Annotated in this window: 27 protein-coding genes and 1 pseudogene; 22 read left to right on the top strand and 6 right to left on the bottom strand. The window is 73.6% G+C overall.

The window, feature by feature from the left end:
* Nucleotides 1-9 precede the first annotated feature (9 nt).
* Nucleotides 10-456 (bottom strand): coiled-coil domain-containing protein, encoded by a 447-nt coding sequence (locus AC1VL8_RS04925; protein WP_483074376.1) that lies wholly within the window; start codon nt 454-456, stop codon nt 10-12.
* 270 nt (nt 457-726) lie between these two features.
* On the opposite strand from AC1VL8_RS04925, the gene AC1VL8_RS04920 reads away from it, so the two are divergent.
* From AC1VL8_RS04920 to AC1VL8_RS04885, 8 genes are all read left to right on the top strand, one after another.
* Entirely contained in the window at nt 727-2,355 is a 1,629-nt protein-coding gene (locus AC1VL8_RS04920) for a methyl-accepting chemotaxis protein (protein ID WP_483074375.1), read from the top strand.
* A gap of 91 nt (nt 2,356-2,446) precedes the next feature.
* A complete protein-coding gene (locus AC1VL8_RS04915) occupies nt 2,447-3,220 on the top strand; it encodes a DUF1206 domain-containing protein (RefSeq protein ID WP_389234654.1) in 774 nt (257 codons plus the stop codon).
* Between the two features lie 41 nt (nt 3,221-3,261).
* Nucleotides 3,262-3,858, top strand: a complete 597-nt coding sequence (locus AC1VL8_RS04910; RefSeq protein ID WP_483074374.1) for a dihydrofolate reductase family protein — start codon at nt 3,262-3,264, stop codon at nt 3,856-3,858.
* 614 nt (nt 3,859-4,472) lie between these two features.
* Nucleotides 4,473-4,889 (top strand): hypothetical protein, encoded by a 417-nt coding sequence (locus AC1VL8_RS04905; RefSeq protein ID WP_483074373.1) that lies wholly within the window; start codon nt 4,473-4,475, stop codon nt 4,887-4,889.
* An 11-nt stretch (nt 4,890-4,900) separates the two neighbouring features.
* On the top strand, nt 4,901-5,317 hold the full coding sequence (locus tag AC1VL8_RS04900) for a hypothetical protein (protein ID WP_483074372.1): 417 nt from the start codon (nt 4,901-4,903) through the stop codon (nt 5,315-5,317).
* A 20-nt stretch (nt 5,318-5,337) separates the two neighbouring features.
* Nucleotides 5,338-5,565 (top strand): T6SS immunity protein Tdi1 domain-containing protein, encoded by a 228-nt coding sequence (locus AC1VL8_RS04895; protein ID WP_483074371.1) that lies wholly within the window; start codon nt 5,338-5,340, stop codon nt 5,563-5,565.
* Between the two features lie 573 nt (nt 5,566-6,138).
* Nucleotides 6,139-6,441: a ribonuclease domain-containing protein gene (locus AC1VL8_RS04890; RefSeq protein WP_483074370.1), complete on the top strand. Its 303-nt coding sequence runs from the start codon at nt 6,139-6,141 to the stop codon at nt 6,439-6,441.
* Nucleotides 6,441-6,833, top strand: a complete 393-nt coding sequence (locus AC1VL8_RS04885) for a barstar family protein (RefSeq protein WP_483074369.1) — start codon at nt 6,441-6,443, stop codon at nt 6,831-6,833. The genes AC1VL8_RS04890 and AC1VL8_RS04885 overlap by 1 nt, the downstream gene beginning before the upstream one ends.
* 48 nt (nt 6,834-6,881) lie before the next feature.
* Here the strand turns inward: AC1VL8_RS04885 and AC1VL8_RS04880 are convergent, their stop codons facing one another.
* Nucleotides 6,882-7,109 carry a hypothetical protein gene (locus tag AC1VL8_RS04880; RefSeq protein WP_483074368.1) on the bottom strand — a complete coding sequence of 76 codons (228 nt, stop codon included), beginning with the start codon at nt 7,107-7,109 and terminating at the stop codon, nt 6,882-6,884.
* Between the two features lie 110 nt (nt 7,110-7,219).
* Between AC1VL8_RS04880 and AC1VL8_RS04875 the strand changes: the two genes are divergently transcribed.
* The 5 genes from AC1VL8_RS04875 to AC1VL8_RS04855 all read left to right on the top strand — a co-directional run bounded on the left by AC1VL8_RS04875 (nt 7,220) and on the right by AC1VL8_RS04855 (nt 9,982).
* On the top strand, nt 7,220-7,354 hold the full coding sequence (locus AC1VL8_RS04875) for a hypothetical protein (RefSeq protein ID WP_483074367.1): 135 nt from the start codon (nt 7,220-7,222) through the stop codon (nt 7,352-7,354).
* Nucleotides 7,354-7,707 carry a hypothetical protein gene (locus AC1VL8_RS04870; RefSeq protein WP_389234630.1) on the top strand — a complete coding sequence of 118 codons (354 nt, stop codon included), beginning with the start codon at nt 7,354-7,356 and terminating at the stop codon, nt 7,705-7,707. The genes AC1VL8_RS04875 and AC1VL8_RS04870 overlap by 1 nt, the downstream gene beginning before the upstream one ends.
* A 13-nt stretch (nt 7,708-7,720) precedes the next feature.
* Complete coding sequence (locus AC1VL8_RS04865; protein WP_483074366.1) at nt 7,721-8,386, top strand: RNA 2'-phosphotransferase; 666 nt, start codon at nt 7,721-7,723, stop codon at nt 8,384-8,386.
* A gap of 86 nt (nt 8,387-8,472) precedes the next feature.
* Nucleotides 8,473-8,757, top strand: a complete 285-nt coding sequence (locus AC1VL8_RS04860) for a MafI family immunity protein (RefSeq protein WP_483074365.1) — start codon at nt 8,473-8,475, stop codon at nt 8,755-8,757.
* 259 nt (nt 8,758-9,016) lie between these two features.
* Nucleotides 9,017-9,982, top strand: coding sequence for an LLM class flavin-dependent oxidoreductase (locus AC1VL8_RS04855; RefSeq protein WP_483074364.1), 966 nt, complete (start codon nt 9,017-9,019; stop codon nt 9,980-9,982).
* 10 nt (nt 9,983-9,992) lie between these two features.
* Here AC1VL8_RS04855 and AC1VL8_RS04850 read toward each other — a convergent pair whose 3' ends face one another.
* The gene (locus AC1VL8_RS04850; protein WP_483074363.1) at nt 9,993-10,502 is read right to left on the bottom strand and encodes a hypothetical protein; all 510 of its coding nucleotides are present in this window, start codon (nt 10,500-10,502) and stop codon (nt 9,993-9,995) included.
* Between the two features lie 38 nt (nt 10,503-10,540).
* Between AC1VL8_RS04850 and AC1VL8_RS04845 the strand changes: the two genes are divergently transcribed.
* The 5 genes from AC1VL8_RS04845 (at nt 10,541) to AC1VL8_RS04825 (ending at nt 15,371) form a co-directional block, all read left to right on the top strand.
* Nucleotides 10,541-11,350 (top strand): endo alpha-1,4 polygalactosaminidase, encoded by an 810-nt coding sequence (locus AC1VL8_RS04845; protein ID WP_483074362.1) that lies wholly within the window; start codon nt 10,541-10,543, stop codon nt 11,348-11,350.
* A gap of 125 nt (nt 11,351-11,475) precedes the next feature.
* On the top strand, nt 11,476-11,748 hold the full coding sequence (locus AC1VL8_RS04840; protein WP_483074361.1) for a hypothetical protein: 273 nt from the start codon (nt 11,476-11,478) through the stop codon (nt 11,746-11,748).
* On the top strand, nt 11,745-13,988 hold the full coding sequence (locus AC1VL8_RS04835) for a hypothetical protein (protein WP_483074360.1): 2,244 nt from the start codon (nt 11,745-11,747) through the stop codon (nt 13,986-13,988). The genes AC1VL8_RS04840 and AC1VL8_RS04835 overlap by 4 nt, the downstream gene beginning before the upstream one ends.
* 214 nt (nt 13,989-14,202) lie before the next feature.
* Entirely contained in the window at nt 14,203-14,667 is a 465-nt protein-coding gene (locus AC1VL8_RS04830) for a hypothetical protein (protein ID WP_483074359.1), read from the top strand.
* Complete coding sequence (locus AC1VL8_RS04825) at nt 14,664-15,371, top strand: hypothetical protein (RefSeq protein WP_483074358.1); 708 nt, start codon at nt 14,664-14,666, stop codon at nt 15,369-15,371. Before AC1VL8_RS04830 ends, AC1VL8_RS04825 begins: the two co-directional genes overlap by 4 nt.
* Nucleotides 15,372-15,458: 87 nt before the next feature.
* Here AC1VL8_RS04825 and AC1VL8_RS04820 read toward each other — a convergent pair whose 3' ends face one another.
* The gene (locus tag AC1VL8_RS04820; RefSeq protein ID WP_483074357.1) at nt 15,459-17,741 is read right to left on the bottom strand and encodes a hypothetical protein; all 2,283 of its coding nucleotides are present in this window, start codon (nt 17,739-17,741) and stop codon (nt 15,459-15,461) included.
* Between the two features lie 257 nt (nt 17,742-17,998).
* Between AC1VL8_RS04820 and AC1VL8_RS04815 the strand changes: the two genes are divergently transcribed.
* Nucleotides 17,999-18,394: a winged helix-turn-helix domain-containing protein gene (locus tag AC1VL8_RS04815; protein WP_483074356.1), complete on the top strand. Its 396-nt coding sequence runs from the start codon at nt 17,999-18,001 to the stop codon at nt 18,392-18,394.
* A gap of 83 nt (nt 18,395-18,477) precedes the next feature.
* Here AC1VL8_RS04815 and AC1VL8_RS04810 read toward each other — a convergent pair whose 3' ends face one another.
* Nucleotides 18,478-19,107 carry an NADPH-dependent F420 reductase gene (locus tag AC1VL8_RS04810; RefSeq protein WP_483074355.1) on the bottom strand — a complete coding sequence of 210 codons (630 nt, stop codon included), beginning with the start codon at nt 19,105-19,107 and terminating at the stop codon, nt 18,478-18,480.
* 378 nt (nt 19,108-19,485) lie between these two features.
* Nucleotides 19,486-20,058: a GNAT family N-acetyltransferase gene (locus tag AC1VL8_RS04805; protein ID WP_483074354.1), complete on the bottom strand. Its 573-nt coding sequence runs from the start codon at nt 20,056-20,058 to the stop codon at nt 19,486-19,488.
* Nucleotides 20,059-20,117: 59 nt separating this feature from the next.
* Between AC1VL8_RS04805 and AC1VL8_RS04800 the strand changes: the two genes are divergently transcribed.
* The 3 genes and pseudogenes from AC1VL8_RS04800 to map all read left to right on the top strand — a co-directional run bounded on the left by AC1VL8_RS04800 (nt 20,118) and on the right by map (nt 22,331).
* Nucleotides 20,118-20,954, top strand: coding sequence for an alpha/beta fold hydrolase (locus tag AC1VL8_RS04800; RefSeq protein WP_483074353.1), 837 nt, complete (start codon nt 20,118-20,120; stop codon nt 20,952-20,954).
* Nucleotides 20,947-21,549: a TetR/AcrR family transcriptional regulator gene (locus AC1VL8_RS04795; RefSeq protein WP_483074352.1), complete on the top strand. Its 603-nt coding sequence runs from the start codon at nt 20,947-20,949 to the stop codon at nt 21,547-21,549. The genes AC1VL8_RS04800 and AC1VL8_RS04795 overlap by 8 nt, the downstream gene beginning before the upstream one ends.
* Before the next feature lie 10 nt (nt 21,550-21,559).
* Nucleotides 21,560-22,331, top strand: a pseudogene (map, locus tag AC1VL8_RS04790) (type I methionyl aminopeptidase).
* Nucleotides 22,332-22,366 lie beyond the last annotated feature (35 nt).

Raw genomic sequence — 22,366 nt, 5'->3', positions numbered from 1 at the left:
GTCGCGGCCTCACGGCAGCCGGCGCAGCGTCCCCGGCCGGCGGACCCCCGGCCCGAGCCGGGGCGCGGTGAGCGACCGGGCGGCCGCGGCCAGGCGGTCGCGGAGCCGGGCGTTCTCGCCCTCCAGCGCGGCGACCCGCTCCCGGAGCGCGGCGACCTGGTGCTCGGAGCGGGCGAGCCGCCGGCGCAGCGCGGTGTCGCGGTCGTCGAGGGCGGGGTCCGCGGGGACGGTGGCCTGCAGCCGGCGGATCCGGTCGGCGAACTCGCGGTGCTGGCGCAGGTAGCCGACGGAGCAGTGCGCGGCGATCGCGACCGACAGGAAGTCGAACGGTCCGCCCTGCTCCTCGGCGAGGGCCAGCGCCTGCTCGACGTGGTCCCGCACCACCTCGGCGCGGTGCCGCGCCTGCTCGATGACGTCGCCGTGCGGCGACGGGTCCTCCTGGTGCACGGGGCTCACCCTGCTCCTCAGGGGTGGGGCGGGGTCAAACCCGCAGGGCGCTCGCGGACCCGGACGTGACGGACGAGACAGCGGGCCCTCCGCGGACGTGCCGGAGTTCACCCCGGACGGGCCCCGAGGTCCCTTGCGCGAGCGTCGCAGCGCGCTCACCGGGGACGTGGGCCTCCGATCGGCGGAAGCGAAGCGGTTCGACCCCTCAGGTCCGAGGACGCCCGCGCGATCGGCGCGGTGTCGGGCAGCCAGCCCGGCCCGACGAACACGGAGAACCGCATGAGCACCGCCCGCACCACGCCCGCGACCGACCGAGGGCGTGGCCTGCACCCGCGCGACTGGTCGATCCGCACGAAGATCCTGGCGGTCGTCGCCCTGCTCGGGGTGGTGGCGGCGGGCACCGGCGTGATCGCGGTCCAGTCCCTGCGGTCGCTCGCGGACACCACGGCGGAGATCGCCGCGCTCCAGGCCGGGCCCGTGTACCTGCGCAGCCAGATCCACATCAAGCAGCAGGGCGCGCGCATGACGCTCGCGAACCTCGCCGCGGTGCACACCCCCGAGGCGAAGGACGACTGGCTCGCGAAGCAGCAGGCCAACGACGAGGGCATGCAGGAGAAGATCGACGAGTTCAACGCCACCGCCTACGCGGACCTCGACGCGTGGCAGGCGTTCCAGACCGACTACGCCGCGTGGCTGGACGTCCGCGAGGAGCAGCTCGAGCCGGCGGCCCTGGCGAGCCCCGCGAGCGACGAGTACGGGACGCTGCTGCAGGAGGTCTCGGTGCCGCTGGCGACCGTGTTCGCCGGGGACCTCGACGAGCTGGACGCGGACCTCACGGCGATCGCGACCGACCTCGCCGACGAGGCGGCCGACCAGTCGCGGACCTCGACGCTGCTGCTGGTGGCCAGCCTGAGCACGGCGCTGGTGGTCGTGCTCGGGCTGGCGTTCGGCGTCGCGACGTCGATGCGCCGCAGCGTGGAGCGGGTGCGCGGGGCGCTCGCAGCGATGGCGCACGGCGACCTGACGGTGGGCGCCCCGGTGCGCGGCCGCGACGAGATCGGGCTGATGGCGGCGGACCTCGCCGTCGCGCAGGCGTCGCTGCGGCGCACGATGGCCGGCGTGGTCGAGCGCGCCCAGACCCTGTCGGCGGCGGCCGAGCAGATGGCCGCGGCGAACGCGCAGGTCGAGTCGGGCGCGCGCGCCACGGGCGACCAGGCGGGGGTGGTCGCCGCGGCGGCCGAGCAGGTGTCGCGCAACGTCCAGACGGTCGCGGCCGGCGCGGAGCAGATGGGCGCGAGCATCCAGGAGATCGCGCGGAACTCCACCGAGGCCGCGCGGGTGGCGTCCCAGGCGACCGCGGTGGCCGTCGCCACGAACGACCACGTGGCCCGGCTGGGGGCGTCGTCGCAGGAGATCGGGAACGTCGTCAAGGTCATCACGAGCATCGCCGAGCAGACCAACCTGCTGGCGCTGAACGCCACGATCGAGGCCGCGCGCGCCGGGGAGGCCGGCAAGGGGTTCGCGGTCGTCGCCGGCGAGGTCAAGGAGCTCGCCCAGGAGACCGCGAAGGCCACGGAGGACATCGCGCGCCGCGTCGAGACCATCCAGTCCGACACCGGCGACGCGGTCACCGCGATCAGCGAGATCTCGAAGATCATCGCGTCGATCAACGACTACCAGCTGACGATCGCCTCGGCCGTCGAGGAGCAGACGGCGACGACCGACGAGATGTCGCGCGGCGTGCAGGAGGCGGCGACCGGCTCGGGGGAGATCGCGACCAGCATCACGGCGGTCGCGTCCGCGGCGTCGGGGGCGGCCGCGATCGTCACCGAGCAGGGCGAGTCGGTGGAGGAGCTCGCGCGCCTCGCGGCGTCGCTGCGGGGTGACGTGGAGGCGTTCACGTACTGACGCACACGGCCCGACCTGGTGTTCCACGTGGAACATCGGGTCGGGCCGCCGCCGACGGGCGGAGCGGCCCGGCCGATGCCACGCTCGTCCCATGACCGGACACGTGCAGCAGGCCGCCTCCCGCGCGGGGGACCACCCCGTCCTCGAGAAGGGCGCCCGCCTCGGCTACGGCGCCAGCGGTGTGCTGCACCTGCTGCTCGCCTGGGTGACGATCCAGCTCGCGTGGACGTCCGGTGGGGAGCAGGCCGACCAGTCGGGCGCCCTCCAGCAGCTCGCGGGGAACGGGTTCGGGCAGGCGCTGCTCTGGGTGCTGCTGGTCGGGTTCGTGCTGCTGGCGCTGTGGCAGGCGACCGAGGCGGTCGCGTGGGGCGAGGCGAAGGACCGCGCGAAGGCGGCCGCGAAGGCCGCGACCTACGCGGTGCTGGCGGTCACGACCGGGTCGGTCGTCCTGGGTGGGTCGAGCGGCGGCGGGTCCGGCGGTGCGACGTCGGGGCTGATGTCGTCCGGGCTCGGGCGGGTGGCCGTCGGGGTCGCGGGCCTGGTCGTCATCGGCGTCGGGGTCTACCACGTGGTGAAGGGCTGGACGGAGAAGTTCCTCGAGGACCTCGAGAGCAGCCCGGAGACCTGGGTGCGCCGGGCCGGGAAGATCGGCTACATCGGCAAGGGCGGCGCGCTCGGCGTGGTCGGGGTGCTGCTGGTCGTCGCCGCGGTGCAGAGCGACCCCGAGAAGGCCGAGGGCCTGGACGCGGCGCTGCACGCGCTCGCCGGCCTGCCGTTCGGCGCGGTGCTGCTGACGCTGGTCGCGCTCGGGTTCGCCGGGTACGGGGTCTACGGGTTCGGCCGCGCGAAGCACGCGAAGGTCTGATCCCCTTCTGGTCCGGGAAGCTCCGGGGCTAGCGTCGGCGCATGGGCCAGGTCATCGCGTCCGCGACCGCGTCGCTGGACGGCTTCATCGCACGCCACGACCACGGGGTCGAGGAGCTCTTCGACTGGTACGGAAACGGCGACGTCGTCGTCGAGAACGCCGGCGACCTGCCGCCGTTCCGGCTGACGCAGGCGTCCGCGGACCACTGGCTGGCCTGGCGGGAGTCGCTGGGCGCGCTCGTCGTCGGCCGGGAGCTCTTCGACCTCACCGACGGCTGGGGCGGGACGCACCCGCTCGGGGTGCCGTTCGTGCTGCTCACCCACCGACCCGTCACCGCGTCGGCCGCGCTCGGGTCGCCCGACCTCGTCGTCATGCACGAGGGCGTCGGGGAGGCCGTCGCGGCCGCGCAGGAGATCGCGGGCGACAAGGTGGTCGGGGTCGCCGCGGGCACCATCGCGACCCAGGTGCTGCGGGCGGGGCTGCTGGACGCGGTCAACGTGGACCTCGTGCCGGTCGTCCTCGGGTCGGGGCGGCCGTACTTCACCGGGACGGAGGGGTTCCCGGCGGTGCTCGGGGACCCGACGACCGTCGTGCCGGGGCGGCGGGTGACGCACCTGTCGTTCCCGGTGCTGGGGTGACGACGGCACGAGCTCGGACCGAGCGGGTGGGTGGCGCTCGGCCAGCTCCGCATCGCGTCGCCCGCGGCCGAGGTGGGTCGGTGAGGGCTACGCCGAGACCGGCCGATCGGGAAGCGGCGTCCATCGCGGCGCAGACGGATTGCGGCAGCTCCTCGCCACCGGCGGGTTCTTGCTCCTGACCCATGAGAACAGCGACCGCTCAGGTGAGGCACACGACTCCTGGGGCGAGTCTCCCGCAGATGTAGCCAGGTACTTCGAGGAGTGCGGCTGGGAGGTCGAGTGGCCCGAACGACCCGGGAGCGAGGGCACCAGCGGGCCCGGAGCGGATGGTGACCGGGATCGACGGGTCGGACTTCTCCACCCAGGGACCACCTCGTCGATCAAGAACGCGGCGAATCGTATGGGGCAGCCGATCTCGTTGGCCGGCAGCCGTGCTCGGGCACTTCCGGGGCACATCCTGACTGGGACGACGTGATCCCAGGGATCGAGGCGTCCACCCGGCGCTCGGTGACGAGCTCGCTTCCCCGAGGCGCGACGGAACCGGGGTGGGGCGTCAGATCGACGTCTTCAGAGGTCCGCTGGATCGGCACCGAGGCTCGACAACACCGGTGAGCGTGACGATGCTGAGCCGTCTGGCGCACGAGCGGCTGCGGCTACGGCCGCGCAGCCGGGGCGCGACGGTGGTGGCTGCGGGGGCCGACCGGGGGTCGGCCGTCAGCACCGCGGGTGACGAGGTGGGCCTGTCGCTCAGGTACGAGCCTGGTTGGACCCCGGCTCAGCAGGCTGTCGCAGACGGGAAGGTGGCGGCAGTGAATGATGCGGCGCTGGCGGGCGATCTTCGGGTCGCGACGGCTCAGCGGTCGGGGACGTCGGCGTCGTCGAGGTACCAGCGCGCGGGCGGTCATGTTCCGCGTGACACGATTGATCTGCAGCTCGGCGGCTTCGATGACATCGCGAACGTGAGTCCTCTCGACGCGTCGGTGAACCGGAGCCTGCGGCTCGCAGATCAGGTGGCAGCTGCGTGGAGTTGAGCTCGGGACGCGTGTCGTGGCAGCAGGAACCGCTGAGGAGATATCGGATGTTCGAACGCTTCCGCGCGCAGTACGTCTCACGTCGCGACCCCGACACGGCCGGGTCTGCGTGGGACCACCCGAGGTTCGCGGCCGTCGAGGGCTACGGCGAGTTCATGGCTGAGTTCGCTGGCGCCTCGTTCGGCGACGGCCTCTATCGGGTGCACGACGCCCAGACTGGTCCCGAGGCGCTTGCTCTCGTCGCGGAGGCCTTCCCGGAATTCGCCGAACGAGTGTGTCCCTTCGGGTACGACTGGCTTGGTCGGCAGTTCGCCATCGACTCGGGGCGGATTCACGCGGGACAACCCCTCGTGTTGTTGCTGGAGCCAGGAACGGGGGGGCTCTCGAGATCCCGCTGCCGTTCTCGGCCCTGCATGAGGAGGAGCTGATCGAGTACGCGGATGCTGCGTTGGCGGCGGCGTTCTTCAGGGCCTGGTCGGAATCGGACCAGTCCGGACCCTTGAGGCGCGATCAGTGCGTGGGCTACCAGGTCCCGCTGTTCCTCGGCGGTCAGGACGAGGTCGAGAACCTCGAGCTCAGCGACATGAGTGTCTACTGGTCGATCTGTGGGCAGCTCCGCCGTGGTGTTCTGAAGCTGCCATCCGGCACTTCCGTGAACCAGATTGCGCGCGACTAGGGCTCCCCTGATCCTCGCTGCCATCGACGCGAAGATCGGGCGGTTCGTATCGGTCGACCCCGTGTTCGACGTGTCGAGCCCGCAGCAGGGTGAGCACGGTCGGTGCGGCGAGCACGCGGTGGGGGGCGGACTCGTAAGCGGACAACAACCCGGTGGTGACCGCCGCGTGCTTGGCCCTGACCGCGGGCGCCGGGAGTGTCGGGTGCGCAGCGCTCGGCGGTGCGGCGGCCGGGGCCGCGACGGACCTGTGGAGGTCGCAGGTCCAGAAGACCCAGAAGTTCTCGTGGGGGAGCCTGGTGCGGGACACCGTCATCGGGGGTGCCGTCGGCGCTCTGACCGCGGGACTGGGAAGCGTGGCTGCACCCGTCGTGCGTCGCGGCACCGCTGCGGTGGCAGCGGCGGCGTCACGCGCGTCCGGGGCTATCACGTCCGGCGCACGAGCGGCTGCGGCTACGGTGCGCAGCCGGGTCGCGACGGCGGTGGCTGCGGGGGCCGACCGGGGGTCGGTCAACTTCTTCGCCTCGGCGGGGAAGGGAGACTTCGGCCGCAAACACGGCAGCCGGTCCAGCACAAGTGGCTTTCGGGCCGGCGCCTGAGAGTGCGTGGGCGACGTTCAGCCGGGTGCAGTCGAAGGGCTCACCACTGCCCGGGTACAAGGGTGGGTCGACGTTCTCGAACCACGGGAAGCCTGGCAATGAGGTCCTGCCTCGGTCGACCGGCGGGTGGGACCCGATCACCTACCGGGAGTGGGACGTTGACCCGACCGTCAAGGGCGTCCCGCGCGGACCTGAGCGGATAGTGACCGGCAGCGACGGGTCGGCCTACTACACTGGCGATCACTACGCCACCTTCACCCAGTTCGGCTCCGGTGCCTGATGGACTCGCTACCTCTGCTCAAGATTCACGGCTCGGCGCCGCTGATGCTCTTCCACGGTGACCCGAAGCAAACTGCCGTAGAGGCGTGCGCGTGGCGTAAGACGGGCCTGACCGTGTGGTTCGTTCGTGGGCACAAGATGCGAACTGTGGACAGGCTGTTCGACGAGGTATCGGCTGCGCTCCAGTTCCCGCACTACTTCGGCGAGAACTGGTCGGCATTCGATGAGTGCCTCGCCGACATGGAGTGGTCGCCGTCTCGCGTCGGATTCGTCGTTGTCGTCCTCGATGCGATCGAGGTGTTGTCCGACGAGTCCGAAGCGGAGCTGAGGCACGCTGGTGAGCGTCATCGCTCACGCCGCCGAGACCTACGCCGAGGCAATCGACTCGGGTGAGTGGTGGGACCGCTCCGCGCTGCCTTTTCATGTGGTGCTGCAGGCAGATCAGGGTGAGAGCGCGCTTGTTCGCCTGCGCTGGGGGGCGTCCGGAGCGACGGTCTCGGTGCTCCACGCGACCAGCACGTCGTAGAGCCGGCGGCCATAGAGGTGGGTGCCGATGGTGCGCTGCACGTCGTTGACGGCCCGGTGCACCTCCTCGTCGGGGACGCTCCAGTCGAAGCGACCGTCGGCGTCGGCGACGTAGCCGTCCAGCGACGTGATCGCGGCGTACACGAGCCTGGCCGTGCAGCCTCTCGGTGTCGGGGCCCAGCAGAGCACACCCGGCTCGCACGCGACGCCCGAACGGTGAACACGCTGGTCACGGGCTGCGTACAGTCGTCCCCATGAGTCCCGCTGCTGAGACCCTGCCCGACGTCGGTGTGCTGCTGCCCCGCGACCTGCCCGCCGACCAGCGGAGCGCGGGCTACCGCGCGGCGAACCCTTATGGCTCGTCGATCACGAGATGTAGCGGCAACTAGTGCCTGATCTTCTGCCGGAGGAGGATCTACCTCCCGGCTTCTGGTACCCGTCTTCGTTCGTGAGGGTGGTGCAGCTGGGGCTGACGAACCTGGAGCCGTGGCATGTCCTTGAGGGTGAGGCGCTCTGTGAGCGCCGGGACGGCTTGGCCCGGCGGTTCCCTTCTCGGGAGCTCGTCCCCTTTGCTGCTCGCCAGGACAACGACGACGTGGCCTGTTGGGACCTGGTCCTCGGGGGCGAGCGGGTGGTAGTCATCCATGACTTCGCTTCTCCTGGTTGGGAGGGTCGCGGTGAGTATCCGGACTTCTACGCCTGGCTCCGCCAGGCCGTCGAGGACTTGATCGACTTTGACTGACCTGAGTCGTCTGGTGTCCCACGCGTTGCGCCATGAACCCTGGCTGTACGAGCTTGAGCTGGACGAGGCGGGTTGGTCGTCGGTGCAATCCCTCGTCGAGGCGTTGCGCCTAGAGCGTGGTTTGTCGTCGCTGACTGTGGCTGATGTCGAGACGATGGTGGCCGGGGCGAGCAAGCGACGCCACGAGATGCGGGACGGGAGGATCCGGGCGCTCTATGGACACTCGGTGCCGGGCCGAGTCGTGCGGGCGCCCGCGTCGCCACCAGCAGAGTTGTTCCACGGGACGTCCCTGGCCGCCGCCGAGATCGTTCGGCTCGAAGGGCTACGTCCGATGGGACGACAGTACGTGCACCTGTCGGTGGAGCGATCCACAGCGCGGTCGGTCGGCTCACGCAAGGCTCGGGAGCCGGCGATCTTCGTGGTTGCGGCTGGGCTGGCCGCTGAGGCCGGGACCGAGTTCTACGTCGGCGACGATAGGGTCTGGCCCCGCACCAGCCACATACTCGACGGCCACATGCCGCCGGGCGAGTTGGGTGACACGTTGTTCCCGAGGTCCTGGTCGCCACAACAGATCATGCACAACGTGTCTGACGTCGCCACAGATCCCGGTCTCCAGTGGATTCAGCAGACGGGGAAGGTGGGGGCCGAGTTCACGAAGAACGGTGCGCCAGTTCGGTAGATCGTCGACGGGGTGCGCCAGGGTGTGCCGATCCGGGTGATCATCGAGCCCGGTGGCGAGGGCATCATCACCGGATTCCCGCTGCCGTGACGGGAGAAGCGATGGACTTGAACCTTGTGACCAGCGAGTTGCGACGGGCGCTTGAAGGCGCAGCTGGACTGCCTGCGAGCGACGTTGACTCGATTGCGGTCTTGATCAATGCCGGCGAGCGGCGGCTCGCGCTCGAGACGCTCTGCACCCAGACGTACGAGTACGACGTTGAGGTGAGTGAGGAGCAGCGATCGCTCCTGGGCCGTCTCGGCCGCGTCCTCGACGTGCCCACGGGTTACCTGCTCGAGAACCCGTGGGCGCCTGCACCGGGTGAGCAGTGACGATGCTGAGCTTCGACGCAACTGTCGCGGCCGAGGCCTTCGTTGAGCCCGAGATGGCCTGTGGCCGGAGGGTCGCGAGGTCCGTGGCCCGCGCCCACCCAAGCCAGATGGCCGGCCTGGGTCCCTTCGTTGGTGGCCGCGGTGTACACGAGCCTGGCCCTGCATCCTCGCGGTGTCGGGGCCCAGCAGAGCACACCCGGCTCGCACGCGACGCCCGGACGGTGAACACGCTGGTCACGGGCTGCGTACAGTCGTCCTCATGAGTCCCGCTGCTGAGACCCTGCCCGACGTCGGTGTGCTGCTGCCCCGTGACCTGCCCGCCGACCAGGTGCTGCCGTACGCGCGGCGCGCCGACGCGCTCGGGTTCGCCGAGCTGTGGGTGGTCGAGGACCTGGGGTTCCGGGGCGGGATCGCCCAGGCCGCGGCGGCCCTCGCGGTGACCGAGCGGATCCGGGTCGGTGTCGGCATCCTGCCGGTGGGGGCGCGCAACGTGGCGTTCGCCGCGATGGAGGTCGCCACCGTGGCGGAGCTGTTCCCGGGGCGCCTGCACCTGGGGGTCGGCCACGGCATGCCGGACTGGATGCGCCAGGCCGGTGCGTGGCCCGCGAGCCCGTTGACGGCGTTCGAGGAGTACGTGACGGCCCTGCGTGCGCTGCTCCGCGGCGAGGAGGTCACGGTCGACGGCCGGTACGTGCAGCTCGACGCCGTGCGGCTGGAGTCGCCGCCGGCGGTGGTGCCGCCGGTGCTCGCCGGGGTCCGGGGGCCGAAGTCGCTCGCCGCGGCCGGCCGGGTCGCCGACGGGACGGTGCTGGCCGAGCCGGTCGGCCCCGAGTACTCCCGCGCGGCGCGTGCGCAGATCGGCGACGTCCCCGGGCACCGGGTGGCGGCGTACGACGTGGGCGCCGTGGCCGACGACCCGGCCGAGGCCCGCGCGCTCGTCCGTCCCGCGCTCGCGTACATCGGCGACCCGGGCTGGGCGCCGCACATCGACCCGATGCCGTTCGCTGCGGAGTTCCGGGCCCTGCGCGAGCGCACCCCGGACCGCGCGGAGTTCGCCGCCGCCCTGCCGGACGCGTGGGTGGACCAGCTCGCGGTCGTCGGCACCCGCGACCAGGTCCGGGCGCGGCTCGCCGCGATCCACGCCGCCGGGACCGACTCCGTGGTGCTGGCGCCCGCCGGACCGGACCCGCTGGCCGCGCTCGACCGGCTCGCGACCGTGCTCTGACGCGACCGGCTCAGACGGCCGTCCAGCAGTACAGGGCCTCGCCGCGGGCCCGGCCGGCGCGCGCGACCGCCGCCAGCGGGACCAGGAACGCGTGCAGCTCACCCGGGTCCGTCCCGGCGAGCTCGTCGGTCCGCGACCACGGGACGGCGACCTCGGCGAGCCGTGCGTCGGACGCGTCCGCCAGCGCCGCGCCGAGGGTGTCCGGCAGCCGCAGCACCACGCAGTCGCCGTCGTCGGACAGCGCGACCGGCTGCTCCCCGGACCGGGCTGCGCGCACCGCGTCGTACGTCGTCCCGGTGAGCAGCGCCTCGAGCGTCGCGATCTGGATGAACGGGTCGATCCGGTAGCCCGGGACGGTGGGGAAGCGCGACGGCCCGGGCGTCGCCGCCGGGGTGGAGCCGAACAGCATCCCCCGCACCGGCGGTGCCTCGACCGGCGCGCCCGGTCCGCCCGGGAGGTCGAGAGCCAGGGCGGCGTCCTCGTCCGACGGCGCGGTGAAGTAGTCGTTGAGCATGCCCATGCGGACATACTGCTCGTCCGAGGACGAGAGGTGGGGCGGTGGGCCGGTCGAGCGTCGGGTGGTGCGCGGTCGCGGCGACGACGCTGCTGGCGGTCGCCGGGTGCTCGGGGCCCGCGCCGGCGCGCCCGGGACTGCCGCCCGCCGGGGTGGTCGTCGACTACCAGCTCGGCGGCGGGTACGCGCCGCCCGACCGGATCGGTGGCGTCGTCCGCGACGTGACCGACGCCCCCGACCCCGACCGGTGGTCCGGCTGCTACGTCAACGGGTTCCAGACCCAGCCCGCCGAGCGGGACTTCTGGCTCGCCCAGCACCCCGATCTTGTGCTGCGCGACGACGCAGGCGACCCGGTGGTCGACCCGGGCTGGCCCGACGAGCTGCTGCTCGACACGTCGACCGGGGCGAAGCGCGCGGCCGTCGCGGAGGTCGTCGGCGCGCAGGTCACCCGGTGCGCCGACCGCGGGTTCGACGCGGTCGAGCTCGACAACCTCGACTCGTGGACCCGGTCCGACGGGCGGCTCACCGAGGACGACGCCGTCGACCTCGCCGCACGGCTGGTCGACGTGGCGCACGCCGCGGGCCTGGCCGTCGCCCAGAAGAACGCGCCCGACATCGGCTCCCGCGGCCGCGACGAGGCCGGGTTCGACTTCGCCGTCGCCGAGGAGTGCCTCGCGTACGACGAGTGCGCCGCGTACACCGACGTCTACGGAGACGCGGTGCTGGACGTCGAGTACGACGCGGAGCCCTTCCCGGACGGGTGCGCGGACCCGCAGCGGCCGACGTCGACCGTCCTGCGGGACCGCGACCTGCGCACGCCCGCCGACGACGGGTACGTGCTCGCGACCTGCTGACCGCGCCCGGGCCGACGACTACTCAGCGCTGGGCCGACCGTGCGCCGTGAGTGGTCGGTTGAGTGGTGGCCCCGCCCTAGCGTCGACGGGACTGCTGGTCGGCGACGCGGACGGGTGTGGTGACGATGGGTGAGCTGGTGGCGGACGTCGACACGGTGCAGGAGGTGCTGACGTCGATCCGGGCCGTGGGGCAGCACGTCGAGCCCGACCGGGTGCCACCGGCGATCGGCCTGTGCGGGTCGGACGAGGTGATCGAGGCCTTCGTCCAGGCGTTCCGGATGATCGAGCAGCAGGACGCGAACGCGTGGGCCGGCTGGGTGGAGGTCGCCCGGCGCGGCGAGGAGGGCCTGGCCGCGCTCGTCCGGGCGGACGCGGCGCTCGCGGCGGAGGCACGGTGAGCGACCAGCGGTACCCCGACCACGGCGTGCCGGAGGTCTGCGGCGCGGCGGCCACCGAGGTGGACCGGCTGGCGGACGCGCTCGCGCAGGCGTCGTGGGACGTCGACCGGTACGCGGGCGACGCCGACGAGTACACCTGGTCCGGGCAGGGCGCCGACGCCTTCCGTGAGTCCGTGGCGGACACGCGCCGGCGCGCCGAAGCGGCGGTCGACTCCTGGCGTCGGGTGTCCGAGGCGCTGACGACGTACGCGCGCCGCCTCGCACTGGTGCAGGACGAGGCGGACGGGGTGCGCTCGCGGCTGCGGGTCGCGGAGGACGACCTGGACGACCACCGACGGCGCCTCGCCCGGGCGAAGGCCGAGGTGCTGAGCGGCGACGGCTCCAGCGCCGGCCGGGTGGTCGCGCTCACGCGGCTGATCGCCGAGACGCAGCGGACCATCGACGCGCGCCTGCTCGAGCTCGACGAGATCGGCCGGGACCGTGCGCGGCAGGACCAGCGGACCGCCGCCGACCTGCTCGACGCGGCGGGTCCCGGTGCGCAGGCCTGGGCCGGCGTGGCGTTCCGGGGCAACGGGACGCAGCGGCCCGTGGCGGACGTGGTGGCCGAGGTGCTGCGTCGGCTCCGCGGCGGCAGGGAGCTGACCGGGCGGGACCACGACCTGGTCGCGCAGCTGCTCGCCTTGTACTCCAGCGACCCGGAGGTCATGTCCGCGTTCGTCGCCGGGCTCGGGCCCGCCGGTCTCGTCGGGCTGATGAACTCGTTCGCCGCGACCGGTGGCGGCGGGTTCCCGCGCCGCGAGGTCGCGGCGACCGACCTCGCCGCCGCGCTCGCCACCGGGCTCGCGACCGCCTCCCGGACCTGGCCGCCCGCCGAGCAGCACTGGTTCGGCCGGACCCTGGTCGACGCGACCGGGACCGGTGTCACGGACCACCCGGGCGCGGACGTCGTCGGCGTGCAGGTCGTCGCGCACCTGCTGTCCGTGGCCGGCCTCGCGCCCCGTGTCGCGCTCGGGGCGCTCGAGCGCGTCGAGGAGATCCGGGTCCACGACCCCGACCGGTTCGTGCTGCTCACCCACACCTCCGGCCGGCACGACGCAGGCTCGGGGATCTTCGCGCACCGGTCGATCAGCCTGGCCGCGTCGGTCTTCGCGCAGGTCGCCCGGATCCCCGACGACGCGCTCGACTTCTTCGCGTCCCGGCCGGCCGAGGTCACCACCTACTGGTTCGGGCAGCACGACTGGTCCGGCAACCGGTTCGCGGCGCCGGCCGCGGTCCTGGACGCGGTGGTGAACAGCCCGACGGCCCAGGCCGCGCACCACAGCGTCCCCGTCGGCGACGCCTGGGTGGCCGTGACGGGGTTCGCGTCGCGGGCGTTCGAGGCGCTCGGCGGGAACCTCGCGCTGCGGGTCGGGACGGTGTCGCCCGACGCGGCGCGAGGGATCGCGGCGGCGCTGGGGGCGTACGCGGGGGAGACGGCGGCGGGGTTGGTGGGGGTGGCGGAGCCTGGATTGAACGCGCACTTCTTCACCATCATCGGACCGGACGGGATGGCGGCCACGGCGCCACGCCTAGACGTGAGTGCCGGCAACCTCTCCCGCCTGCTCGGCATCGCGACGCTCGACCCCGGGGCACTCGCGGTCTACGGCGGCCACGTCGCCGAGTACGCGACGCGCGTCCGCGACCACCTGACCGGCCCGACCCACCCCGCCGCCGCCGAGGCCGCCGCGCTGCTCGGCCAGGTGGGCGCGCTGTACGGCCTGACGTACGCGTCCTACTCGCTGGAGGGCCACCTGCAGGCGCAGGAGGTCAGCGACCGGGCACGCCGCGACCTCGACGCGATCCTCACCCTGGCGGCCCTCGTGCCGGGATTCTCGACGGGCAGCGGGGTCGTCGACTACCTGGCCCAGGTGGCACAGGTCGGACTCGGCCAGGTGGGCGCGGCGCGGATGCCGGGGGTGCTGGCGGACGGTGAGCTCGACGCGGTGATCGACCGGGGCCTCGACTCCGGTCAGGTCGCGATGGCCGCGTTCGCCGACGCCCTCACCGCGGGGTGGGACCAGATCGACCCGCCGTACACCCGCGACGACGGTCGACCCGTCCCGGCGGCGGAGGTCGTCGGGCAGCTCGCCCTCGACTACGGCACCGTCGCCAGTGCGTACAGCAACCGCGCGGGGAGCGCCGCCCTCGACGTCCGCGTCCTCGGGGAGGACCAGCCCCGCAACCGCGGGGCGATGCCGTGAATCGCTGGGGGTCGCGCGCCCTTCTCGTCGCCTGCGCGGGCGCCCTCCTGACCGGCTGCGCTCCGGGCAAGCCGCACCCGGTGGTGTCCGTTCCGACGCCGGTCGTCCACCCGCACGCGCCGATCCCGGACCTGGTGCCGGCCGAGGCGGTGGCGCCTGAGGTGTCGGAGCACGAGGGTCACCCGGCGGTGCGGAGCTCCGCACGACCGAGGTGGTGGTCGCGTGGGCCGACCTGGTGGACTCGGGGGAGTTCGCGCAGTTCACGCAGCACATCGACCCCTCGTCGGGTCTGGTGACGATCGGGCTGGACTCGCGTAGCGCCCGGCACCCCACGGTGCCGATCGGGCCGACGCCGGCAGTGGTGCTATCGGTCGCGGAGGACGCGGGCGTGGTCACCGTGCAGACGTGCCAGGGCTGGCGGCCGCAGGTGATGAAGGCCGACGGGAGTCCGTACGTGCCCTCCATCGACGAGGCGATGCTGGCCGACATCACGCTGTCTCCGCTCTCCCAGCAGGAGGCGGCCGAGCTCGCGACGCTCGGTCTGGAGGCGCCGGAGTACCGGGTGCGGCACTACCGGACCCCGGTGGGTCTCCCGGATTGCGGTGCGGTGGGTGCGGTGGTGCAGGAGTTCGCCGGCTGGCGTGACGTCGCCCCGATCGGGGAGTACCGGCAGTGGTGAGCAGTGCCGGGGTCCGTGCCCGTGGTGCGCGGTGGTGGGCCGCGCTGGTGCTGGCCGGTGCGGTCGTCCTGACCGCCTGCGCGCCCGGGAAGCCACACCCGGTACGCGTCGAGCCGACGCCGGTCGTGCACCCGCACGCGCCGATCCCGGACCTGGTGCCGGCCGAGGCGGTGACCCCCGAGGTGTCCGAGCACGAGGATCACCCGGCGGTGCGGCAGTTCCGCACGACCGGGGTGGTGCTCGCGTGGGCCGATCTGGTGGACTCGGGGGACTTCGCGCAGTTCACGCAGCACATCGACCTGTCCTCGGATCCGGTGTCGATCGGGCTCGACCCGCGCAGGAGCGCCCTGCGCGTCACCGTGCCGATCGGGCCGACGCCCGCAGTGGTGCTGTCGGTGACGGAGGACGCGGACGTCGTCACGGTGCACACGTGCCAGGACTGGCGGCCGCAGGTGATGAAGGCCGACGGGAGCCGATACGTGCCCTCCATCGTCAAGGCGATGCTCGTCGACATCACGCTGTCGCCGGTGTCGGAGCAGGAGGTGGCCGAGCTCGCGGCGCTCGGTCTGGAGGCGCCGGAGCACCGGGTGCGGGACTACCGGACGTTCCTGAACCTGCCGGACTGCGGTGCGGAGGGCGCGGTGGTGCAGGAGTTCGCGGGGTGGCGGGACGTCGCGCCGATCGGCGAGTACCGGGAGTGGTGACGTCCCGGACCGCCGCCCCCGGACGCGACGATCCCCGCAGCCCCCAGGTCCTGGGTGCTGCGGGGATCGCGTCGTGCGGGGTGCGGGTCAGCGGGTGGCGCGGACCCGGCGGGCGACGAGCACGAGGCCGCCGCCGACGAGCAGCATCAGCCACGCGCCGGCCATCAGGGTGCCGGACTGCGAGCCCGTCACCGCGAGGGCGGGCGACGCCGCCGCGGTGGCCGCGGGGGCGGCGACCACGGGGTTCGCGACCGGCGTCACGGCGGCGGGCACGGCCAGCTCGACGGCCAGGGTGGCCCAGCGGCCGCTCGTGCCACCGGTCGCGATGACCGTGTGCGACCCGACCGGGGCACCCGCGGGGACCGTCGCCAGCAGACGGGCGACGCCGTCGGCGCCGGCGACCGCGGTGCCGAGGAACATCGGCTCCGAGTGCAGGTAGAACGCGACCGTCTCACCGGGCTCGAAGCCCTCGGCGACGAGCTCCATCTGCTGCCCGGGGACCGTCGCGGCCTTCGGGGTGGCGAGGACGGTGCCGACGGTCGGCGTGGTCCCGACCTGGGCGGGCTCGCCCGTCACCGTGACCGTGATCGTGCGGGAGGTGGCCACGGTCAGCTCGGTCGCGGGCACGGAGAGCACCAGGGTGTGGGTGCCGACGGAGAGCACCGGGAGCGTCACCGAGATGGCACCGCCCTTGCGGACCTCGCCCTGGACCAGGATCGAGCCGCCCTCGCGGACGGTCCACGACTCGGGCAGCGGCTGCCCCTGGGTGGTGACGGTCGCGTCGAAGGCGCCCCGGGTCGCGACGGCGACCTGGACCGTGCCCGGCGCGGAGAGCGTCGGGGTGGCGGCGACGACCTTGAGCGTGCCGGTGCCCGTCGCGGGCAGGTAGGCCCGGCTGCCGCCGATGTCCTGGATCGAGATGCGGGCCCAGATGGTCGACTTCGACACGTAGGACGCGTCGACCGTGTAGGTGCCTGCGGCCAGGTGCGGGACCGAGAAGGTCGCGACGCCGTCGACGAGCGTGACGGGGTGCAGTGCGACCGGCTGGCCGCCGGCCTTCGGGGTCAGGACGGCGGAGACCGCGCCGGTGACGACCGGCCCGTTCGCGGGACCGGTGACCTTGACCGGGATCACGGCGGTGTCCCCGGCGGCGATCGTCGAGGACGGCACCGACACGGTCGGCGTCGTGACGACGGTGCCGATCCAGCGGTGGTCGAGGTACGGGTTCATGCCGGCCGCGGTGACCTTCACGAAGACGTCGACCTCCCGGCCGAGGTCCTTGGCCGTCGGGGTGAACGTGCGGCCCTCGGCGCGCACGTCGCCGTTCACGTACCAGACGATCGTCTCGTCGGCACCCGACGGCCAGCCGTTCAGGCCCACCGAGAGCGCGCCGCCGAGGGCGATCTCGTACTGGGTCGCACCCGGGTACGTGACGGTGCCCTGCTGGACCGGGGGCGCCTCGACGACGAAGTCGGCGACCCGGACACCGGTGAAGCGCGGCTCGTAGCCCGCCGCGGACACGTCCGCGTAGACCCAGACGTCCCGACCCATGTCCGAGACGTCGGGGGTGAAGCTGCTGGTGGTCGAGCGCAGGATCCCGCCGACCTCCCACATCCAGGTGACGTCCGCGCCGGCGGGCCACTGCGCGTCGAGCGCGACGGTCAGGGTGCGGTCGACGTACGCGACCTGCTCGCCGTTCTCGCTGCCGGCCCCGCCGACGACCAGCTGGCCGTACATCGTGTCGAGCGCCCCGGGCAGGACCTCCTGGGCGACGGACATGCCGCCGTTGGCGTCCTCGTACCCGGGCGCGGTGACGGTCCAGGCGATGCTGAGGTCCTTGCCGGCGTCGGCCTGCGTGGGCTTGTACCAGAGGCCGTTGCCGACCCAGGTGCCGCCGTCGGTGTACCAGTCGATGTCGTACGAGGCGTCCGACGGCCACTCGCCCGACGGGACGGCGTCGACGCGGGTGCCGACCTTCGCGGTCGTCCACTCCTCCTCGGGGTCGTACTGGACCCCGGTGAAGGAGAACGACCCGCTCATGGTCTCGAGACCGCCGCCGTTGGTGGTGACCTGCTCGGTGGACGAGGTCGTGGTCGTCGAGCTGGTGGTGACCGCGGACCGGGTGTCCGGCTGCTCGGTGGCGACGGGCTCGGTGGTCGTGGGCTCGGTGGCGACGGGCTCGGTGGTGGCCGGCTGCTCGGCGGCGACGGGCTCGGTGGTCGTGGGCTCGGTGGCGACCGGCTCGGTGGTGGCGGGCTCGGCGGCGACCGGCTCCGCGGGCTGCTCGGCCGCGGGCTGCTCCGCGACGACGCCGGAGTCCTCGGTCGGGCTGATGGTGTCGGCGGCTGCGGCGCCTGCCGGGACGAGCATGGCCGCGATGACCGCGACCGCCAACGCGGCGGGACGTGCCCCGCCCCGCCGCTTCTCTCGCACTGCGTGCACTGGGGATCCCCCTCCTCGGACGGGGATGCGACCCCGCTCCTGTCTGGACGGAGCGTTGATCGACCGGGGTGGCGGCCGTGTCAGGGATCTTGAGGTTCGAGTACCCGAGCAGGGGGTGCCAGCACCCAGGGGGCCGCCTCGACGCTCCCCGTGCCGTGCGGCGCGGTCCGCCGTACCGTGGGGCGATGACGACTGGGGCAGGACCCGGCCGGACGGACGGGCAGACGCTGGTGCGCGGCGACCTCGTGGTGGAGGTGCCCGCGCGGTGCGTGCGGGTGGCGGACGAACCCGTCGAGCTGACCCGCAGCGAGTTCGAGATCCTCGTGGCGCTCGCGGAGCGGGCAGGTCAGCCGGTCTCGAAGGACGAGCTGGCCGTCGCGGTCGCGGTGCACGGCCCGCACGCGGTGCCGAGCCCGACCGACGCGGACCGCCGGAGCATCGAGGTGCACATGGCGAACCTCCGCCGGAAGCTCGCGGACCGGTTCGGCCGCCGGGGTGGCATCAGCACGGTCCGCGGCCTCGGCTACCTCCTGGCCCCGGACCCGCGGGTCCCGGCCCAGCGCGACGCCACGGACGACTGACGAGCTGACGAGAGGTCACGACTCGCGGGCACGCCGGTCGGGGCGCTCGCGTGTCGTGACCTCTCGTCAGGCCGGGCGGGGCGTCAGGCCTCGGCGAGGGCGGCGCGGAGGGCGTCGGCGTCGAGGTCCGGGCCGTAGGCCGGCAGGTCGCGCTGGTAGCGGCGGCCCTCCGCGAGCGGGCCCGCGTCGACGACGTCGAAGCCCCACCGGTCGATGAGCTCCGCGACGACGGCCTTCGCCTCGGCGTCGTCGCCCGCGATGGCCAGCGCGCGGCGGCCGGGGGTGCCGGCGGGAGTGCTGCGGGTGCCGAGGTCGGCGGCGGTGATGTGGTTGAACGCCTTGACGACCCGGGCGCCGGCGAGGTGCTCGGCGAGCATCTCGGAGCTGGTGGTGCTGCCGTCGTCGAGGGCGGCGACGTGGCCGTCGCGCTCCCAGTAGTAGTTGTTGGTGTCGATGACGACCTTGCCCGCCAGCGGTGCGGCGGGGACGTCGCGGAACGCCTTGAACGGGACGGTGACGACGACGACGTCCCCGTCCGTGGCGGCCTCCTCGGCCGTGCCCGCGCGGGCGTTGTCGCCGAGCTCGGCGACGAGGTCCACGAGCGTGTGCGGGCCGCGGGAGTTGCTGACGACGGCTGCGTGGCCGTGCTCGACGGCCAGGCGCGCGAGGGCGCTGCCGATGTGGCCGGAGCCGATGAATCCGATCGTGGTCATGCCGGGGCAACTCGCGGCGGGCCGCCGTTGTTCCTGGTCACCGCGACGGGTGTCCGCGATGCGGGAACGGTGCCGAAAACCCGTTGCCGGGCCCGGGGGCCGGACGTAGGTTCGAGGCACACGGGAAGGAGGTGGTCCAGGACATGAAGTTCTCCAGGACGCGTGAGGTGACTGCCCGCTAGTCGCCCGAGCACATCGGACGGATTGCCCGATCCGCCCGCACGCTCCGCCGGTCAGCACCGGCAGGGTGGCGAGCGAGTCCACGGCGGTCACCGCAGCCCGTGGGAGCCGCGACCTCGTCCTTCGCGGCAGGACCTCTCCATCAGGAGGACCGGCCCACGGGCTGTTCCCTGCCCGCCCCCGCCTGCCCGGCCCGGCTCAGGCGCCGAGACGCGCGAGCAGCCCCGCCCGCACGGCGGGCCACTCCTCGGCGACGACCGAGAAGTACGCCGTGTCCGCCAGGGTCCCGTCGGGCGCGAGCCGGTGGCGCCGCAGCACGCCCTCCGGCGTGGCGCCGAGCCGGGTGATCGCGCCGATCGACCGGGTGTTGCGCGAGTCCGCGCGCAGCGCGACCCGGGCGCAGCCCCAGACCTCGAACGCGTGCGTGAGCATCAGCAGCTTGCAGGCGGGGTTCGTGCCGCCGCCCCACCAGCGGGGCGCGTAGAAGGTGTGCCCGATCTCGACGCGGGGGACGCGGGTGTCCCGGTCGTAGAACGACGTGCTGCCGCGGAGCTCGCCGGTGCCGGCGTCGAGGACGGCGAACGCGTAGCGGCCCGGGGTGGCGTGCGCCGTGGCGACCTCGGCGCGCCACGCGTCGTCACCCGCGGGGAGCGGCGTGGACATCCCGGCCCAGATGCGGTCGTCGACGAACGCGGCCAGCGCGGGCGCGTGCGTGGTGTCGAGCGGGACGAGGCGGACTCCGTGGCCCTCGAGGGCGAGGTCGTGCTGCACGCGTCGAGGATCGCAGACACCTCTTGCACGCCGAGGCTAATGGCATTAGCCTTTGGGCTATGGACATGATCGAGCGACGCACGGAGCACCTCCAGCGGCCCGACGGGGTCATCGCCTACGACGACGCCGGCACCGGCCCGCTCGTCGTGGCGGTCCCCGGGATGGGCGACCTGCGATCCACCTACGACGAGCTGCGCGCCGCCCTGCTGACCGCGGGGTACCGGGTGGTCACCACCGACCTCCGTGGGCACGGGGAGTCGAGCACCGGGTTCGCCACCGACGGCGACGAGGCCACCGCGCAGGACGTCATCGCGCTCGTCGAGCACCTCGGCGCCGAGCCCGCCGTGCTGGTCGGCAACTCGATGGGCGCCTCGGCGGTCACCGTCGTCGCCGCCGACCGGCCCGACCTGGTCCGCGCGCTCGTGCTGCTCAGCCCGTTCCTGCGCAACCCCGCGGGCGGCGCCGCCAAGAAGGCGGTCCTCGGGCTGGTGCTGCGGGCGATGCTGGCCGCGCCGTGGGGCGCCGCCGCGTGGGCCGCGTACTACGGCACGCTGAACAAGGGCACCCGGGCCCCGCGGCTCACCGAGCACCGGGCGGCCCTGCGCGCGAGCCTGCGCCGCCCGGGGTACCTCGCGGCGTTCCGCCGGCTGGCCCTCGGGCTCGACCACGCGGTGGTGGAGCGGCGGCTGCCCCGGGTGCAGGCCCCGGCGCTCGCGGTGGTCGGCGCGCTCGACCCGGACTGGTCGGACCCCGCCGCGGAGCTCGCCTGGATCGGCGCCACGACCGGCGCCCGCACCCTGCTCGTCGCCGACGCGGCGCACTACCCGCAGCACCAGACCCCGGGCGTCGTCGCCGACGCCGTGCTCGCGCTGCTCGGCGAGGTGGCCCGTGCCTAGGGCCGGGCTGTCGCACGACGCCGTCGTCCGGATCGCGCTCGACCTGGTCGACGCCGGCGGGACCACCGGGTTCGCCGACCTCACGCTCGCCAAGGTCGCGGCCGAGGCCGGCGTCGCGACCCCGAGCCTGTACAAGCACGTCGGCTCGCTCGCCGCGCTGCGCCGCGAGGTGGCCGTCGTGGCGGCACGCGACCTCCGGGCCGAGCTCGTCGACCGCACGCTCGGCCGGTCCGGCCCGGACGCGCTGCGCGCGCTCGCGCACGGGATGCGGGACTACGCGCACGCGCGCCCCGGGCGGTACGCCGCCGTGCAGACCGCCCCCGACCCCGACGACCCCGCCGACGCCGAGCTCGCCGCCACCGCGGCGGAGGTCGTCGGCCTGATGGTCGCGGTGCTGCGCGGGTTCGCGCTGCCGGAGGCCCGGGCCGTCGACGCCGTGCGGGCGCTGCGTGCCGGGGTGCACGGGTTCGTCATGCTCGAGCTCGGCGGCGGGTTCCGGCTGCCCGACGACCTCGACCACAGCTTCGGGGTGCTGGTCGACATGCTCGCGGCGGGGGTCGCGGGGCTGGGCGGGGACCCGGGCACCCGCGACTAGGGTGGGTCGGGTGGTCGAGCTGAAGACACCCCGGGAGATCGAGCAGATGCGGGCGGCGGGCGCGTTCATCGCCCGGGTGCTGAGCAGCCTGCAGGACGTGGCCCGGGTGGGCATGACGACGAAGGAGCTCGACACCCACGCGCACCGGCTCATCGACGAGGCCGGCGCGCACTCCGTCTACCTCGGGTACCACCCGTCGTTCGGCGCCATGCCGTACCCGGGCGTCCTGTGCACCAGCGTGAACGACGCCGCCCTGCACGGTCTGCCGTCCGACCAGGTGCTCGCCGACGGGGACGTGCTGAGCATCGACTTCGCCGCGCAGGTGAACGGCTGGGTCGCGGACTCCGCGCTGAGCTTCCAGCTCGGCACCCCCGACCCCGACTCCCAGCGGTTGATCCGGGTCACGGAGGAGGCGCTCGCGGCCGGCATCGCCCAGGCGCGTCCCGGCAACCGGATGGGCGACATCTCCGCGGCGATCGGCGAGGTCGGCCGCGCCGCGGGGCTCGGGATCAACGCGGACTTCGGCGGGCACGGCGTCGGCCGGACGATGCACGAGGACCCGCACGTCCCCAACCTCGGCCGCCGCGGCACCGGCATGAAGCTTCCGGGCGGGCCTGGTCATCGCGATCGAGCCCTGGTTCATGGCCGGGGGCGACGGCTACACGGTCGACGGCGACGGCTGGACGATCCGGACCGCCGACGGCTCCCGCGCGGCGCACGCCGAGCACACCGTGGCGATCACGCCCGACGGGCCGCTGGTGCTCACCGCCCGGAAGGGCTGACACCGGCGGATCGACGCCCGGTGGACGCCGGTCGT

This window comes from Cellulomonas sp. KU4C (genome assembly GCF_056868065.1).
The sequence above is the reverse complement of the archived record's forward strand: the minus strand, read 5'-3'. Positions and strand labels throughout refer to the sequence as shown.

Coding starts and splice junctions, on each gene's coding strand:
- AC1VL8_RS04850 (WP_483074363.1), bottom strand. CDS start 10,502: ATGGGCATGCTCAACGACTACTTCACCGCGCCGTCGGACGAGGACGCC.
- AC1VL8_RS04910 (WP_483074374.1), top strand. CDS start 3,262: ATGGGCCAGGTCATCGCGTCCGCGACCGCGTCGCTGGACGGCTTCATC.
- AC1VL8_RS04800 (WP_483074353.1), top strand. CDS start 20,118: ATGGACATGATCGAGCGACGCACGGAGCACCTCCAGCGGCCCGACGGG.
- AC1VL8_RS04885 (WP_483074369.1), top strand. CDS start 6,441: ATGGACTCGCTACCTCTGCTCAAGATTCACGGCTCGGCGCCGCTGATG.
- AC1VL8_RS04815 (WP_483074356.1), top strand. CDS start 17,999: ATGACGACTGGGGCAGGACCCGGCCGGACGGACGGGCAGACGCTGGTG.
- AC1VL8_RS04875 (WP_483074367.1), top strand. CDS start 7,220: ATGAGTCCCGCTGCTGAGACCCTGCCCGACGTCGGTGTGCTGCTGCCC.
- AC1VL8_RS04810 (WP_483074355.1), bottom strand. CDS start 19,107: ATGACCACGATCGGATTCATCGGCTCCGGCCACATCGGCAGCGCCCTC.
- AC1VL8_RS04855 (WP_483074364.1), top strand. CDS start 9,017: ATGAGTCCCGCTGCTGAGACCCTGCCCGACGTCGGTGTGCTGCTGCCC.
- AC1VL8_RS04820 (WP_483074357.1), bottom strand. CDS start 17,741: ATGCTCGTCCCGGCAGGCGCCGCAGCCGCCGACACCATCAGCCCGACC.
- AC1VL8_RS04915 (WP_389234654.1), top strand. CDS start 2,447: ATGACCGGACACGTGCAGCAGGCCGCCTCCCGCGCGGGGGACCACCCC.
- AC1VL8_RS04840 (WP_483074361.1), top strand. CDS start 11,476: ATGGGTGAGCTGGTGGCGGACGTCGACACGGTGCAGGAGGTGCTGACG.
- AC1VL8_RS04920 (WP_483074375.1), top strand. CDS start 727: ATGAGCACCGCCCGCACCACGCCCGCGACCGACCGAGGGCGTGGCCTG.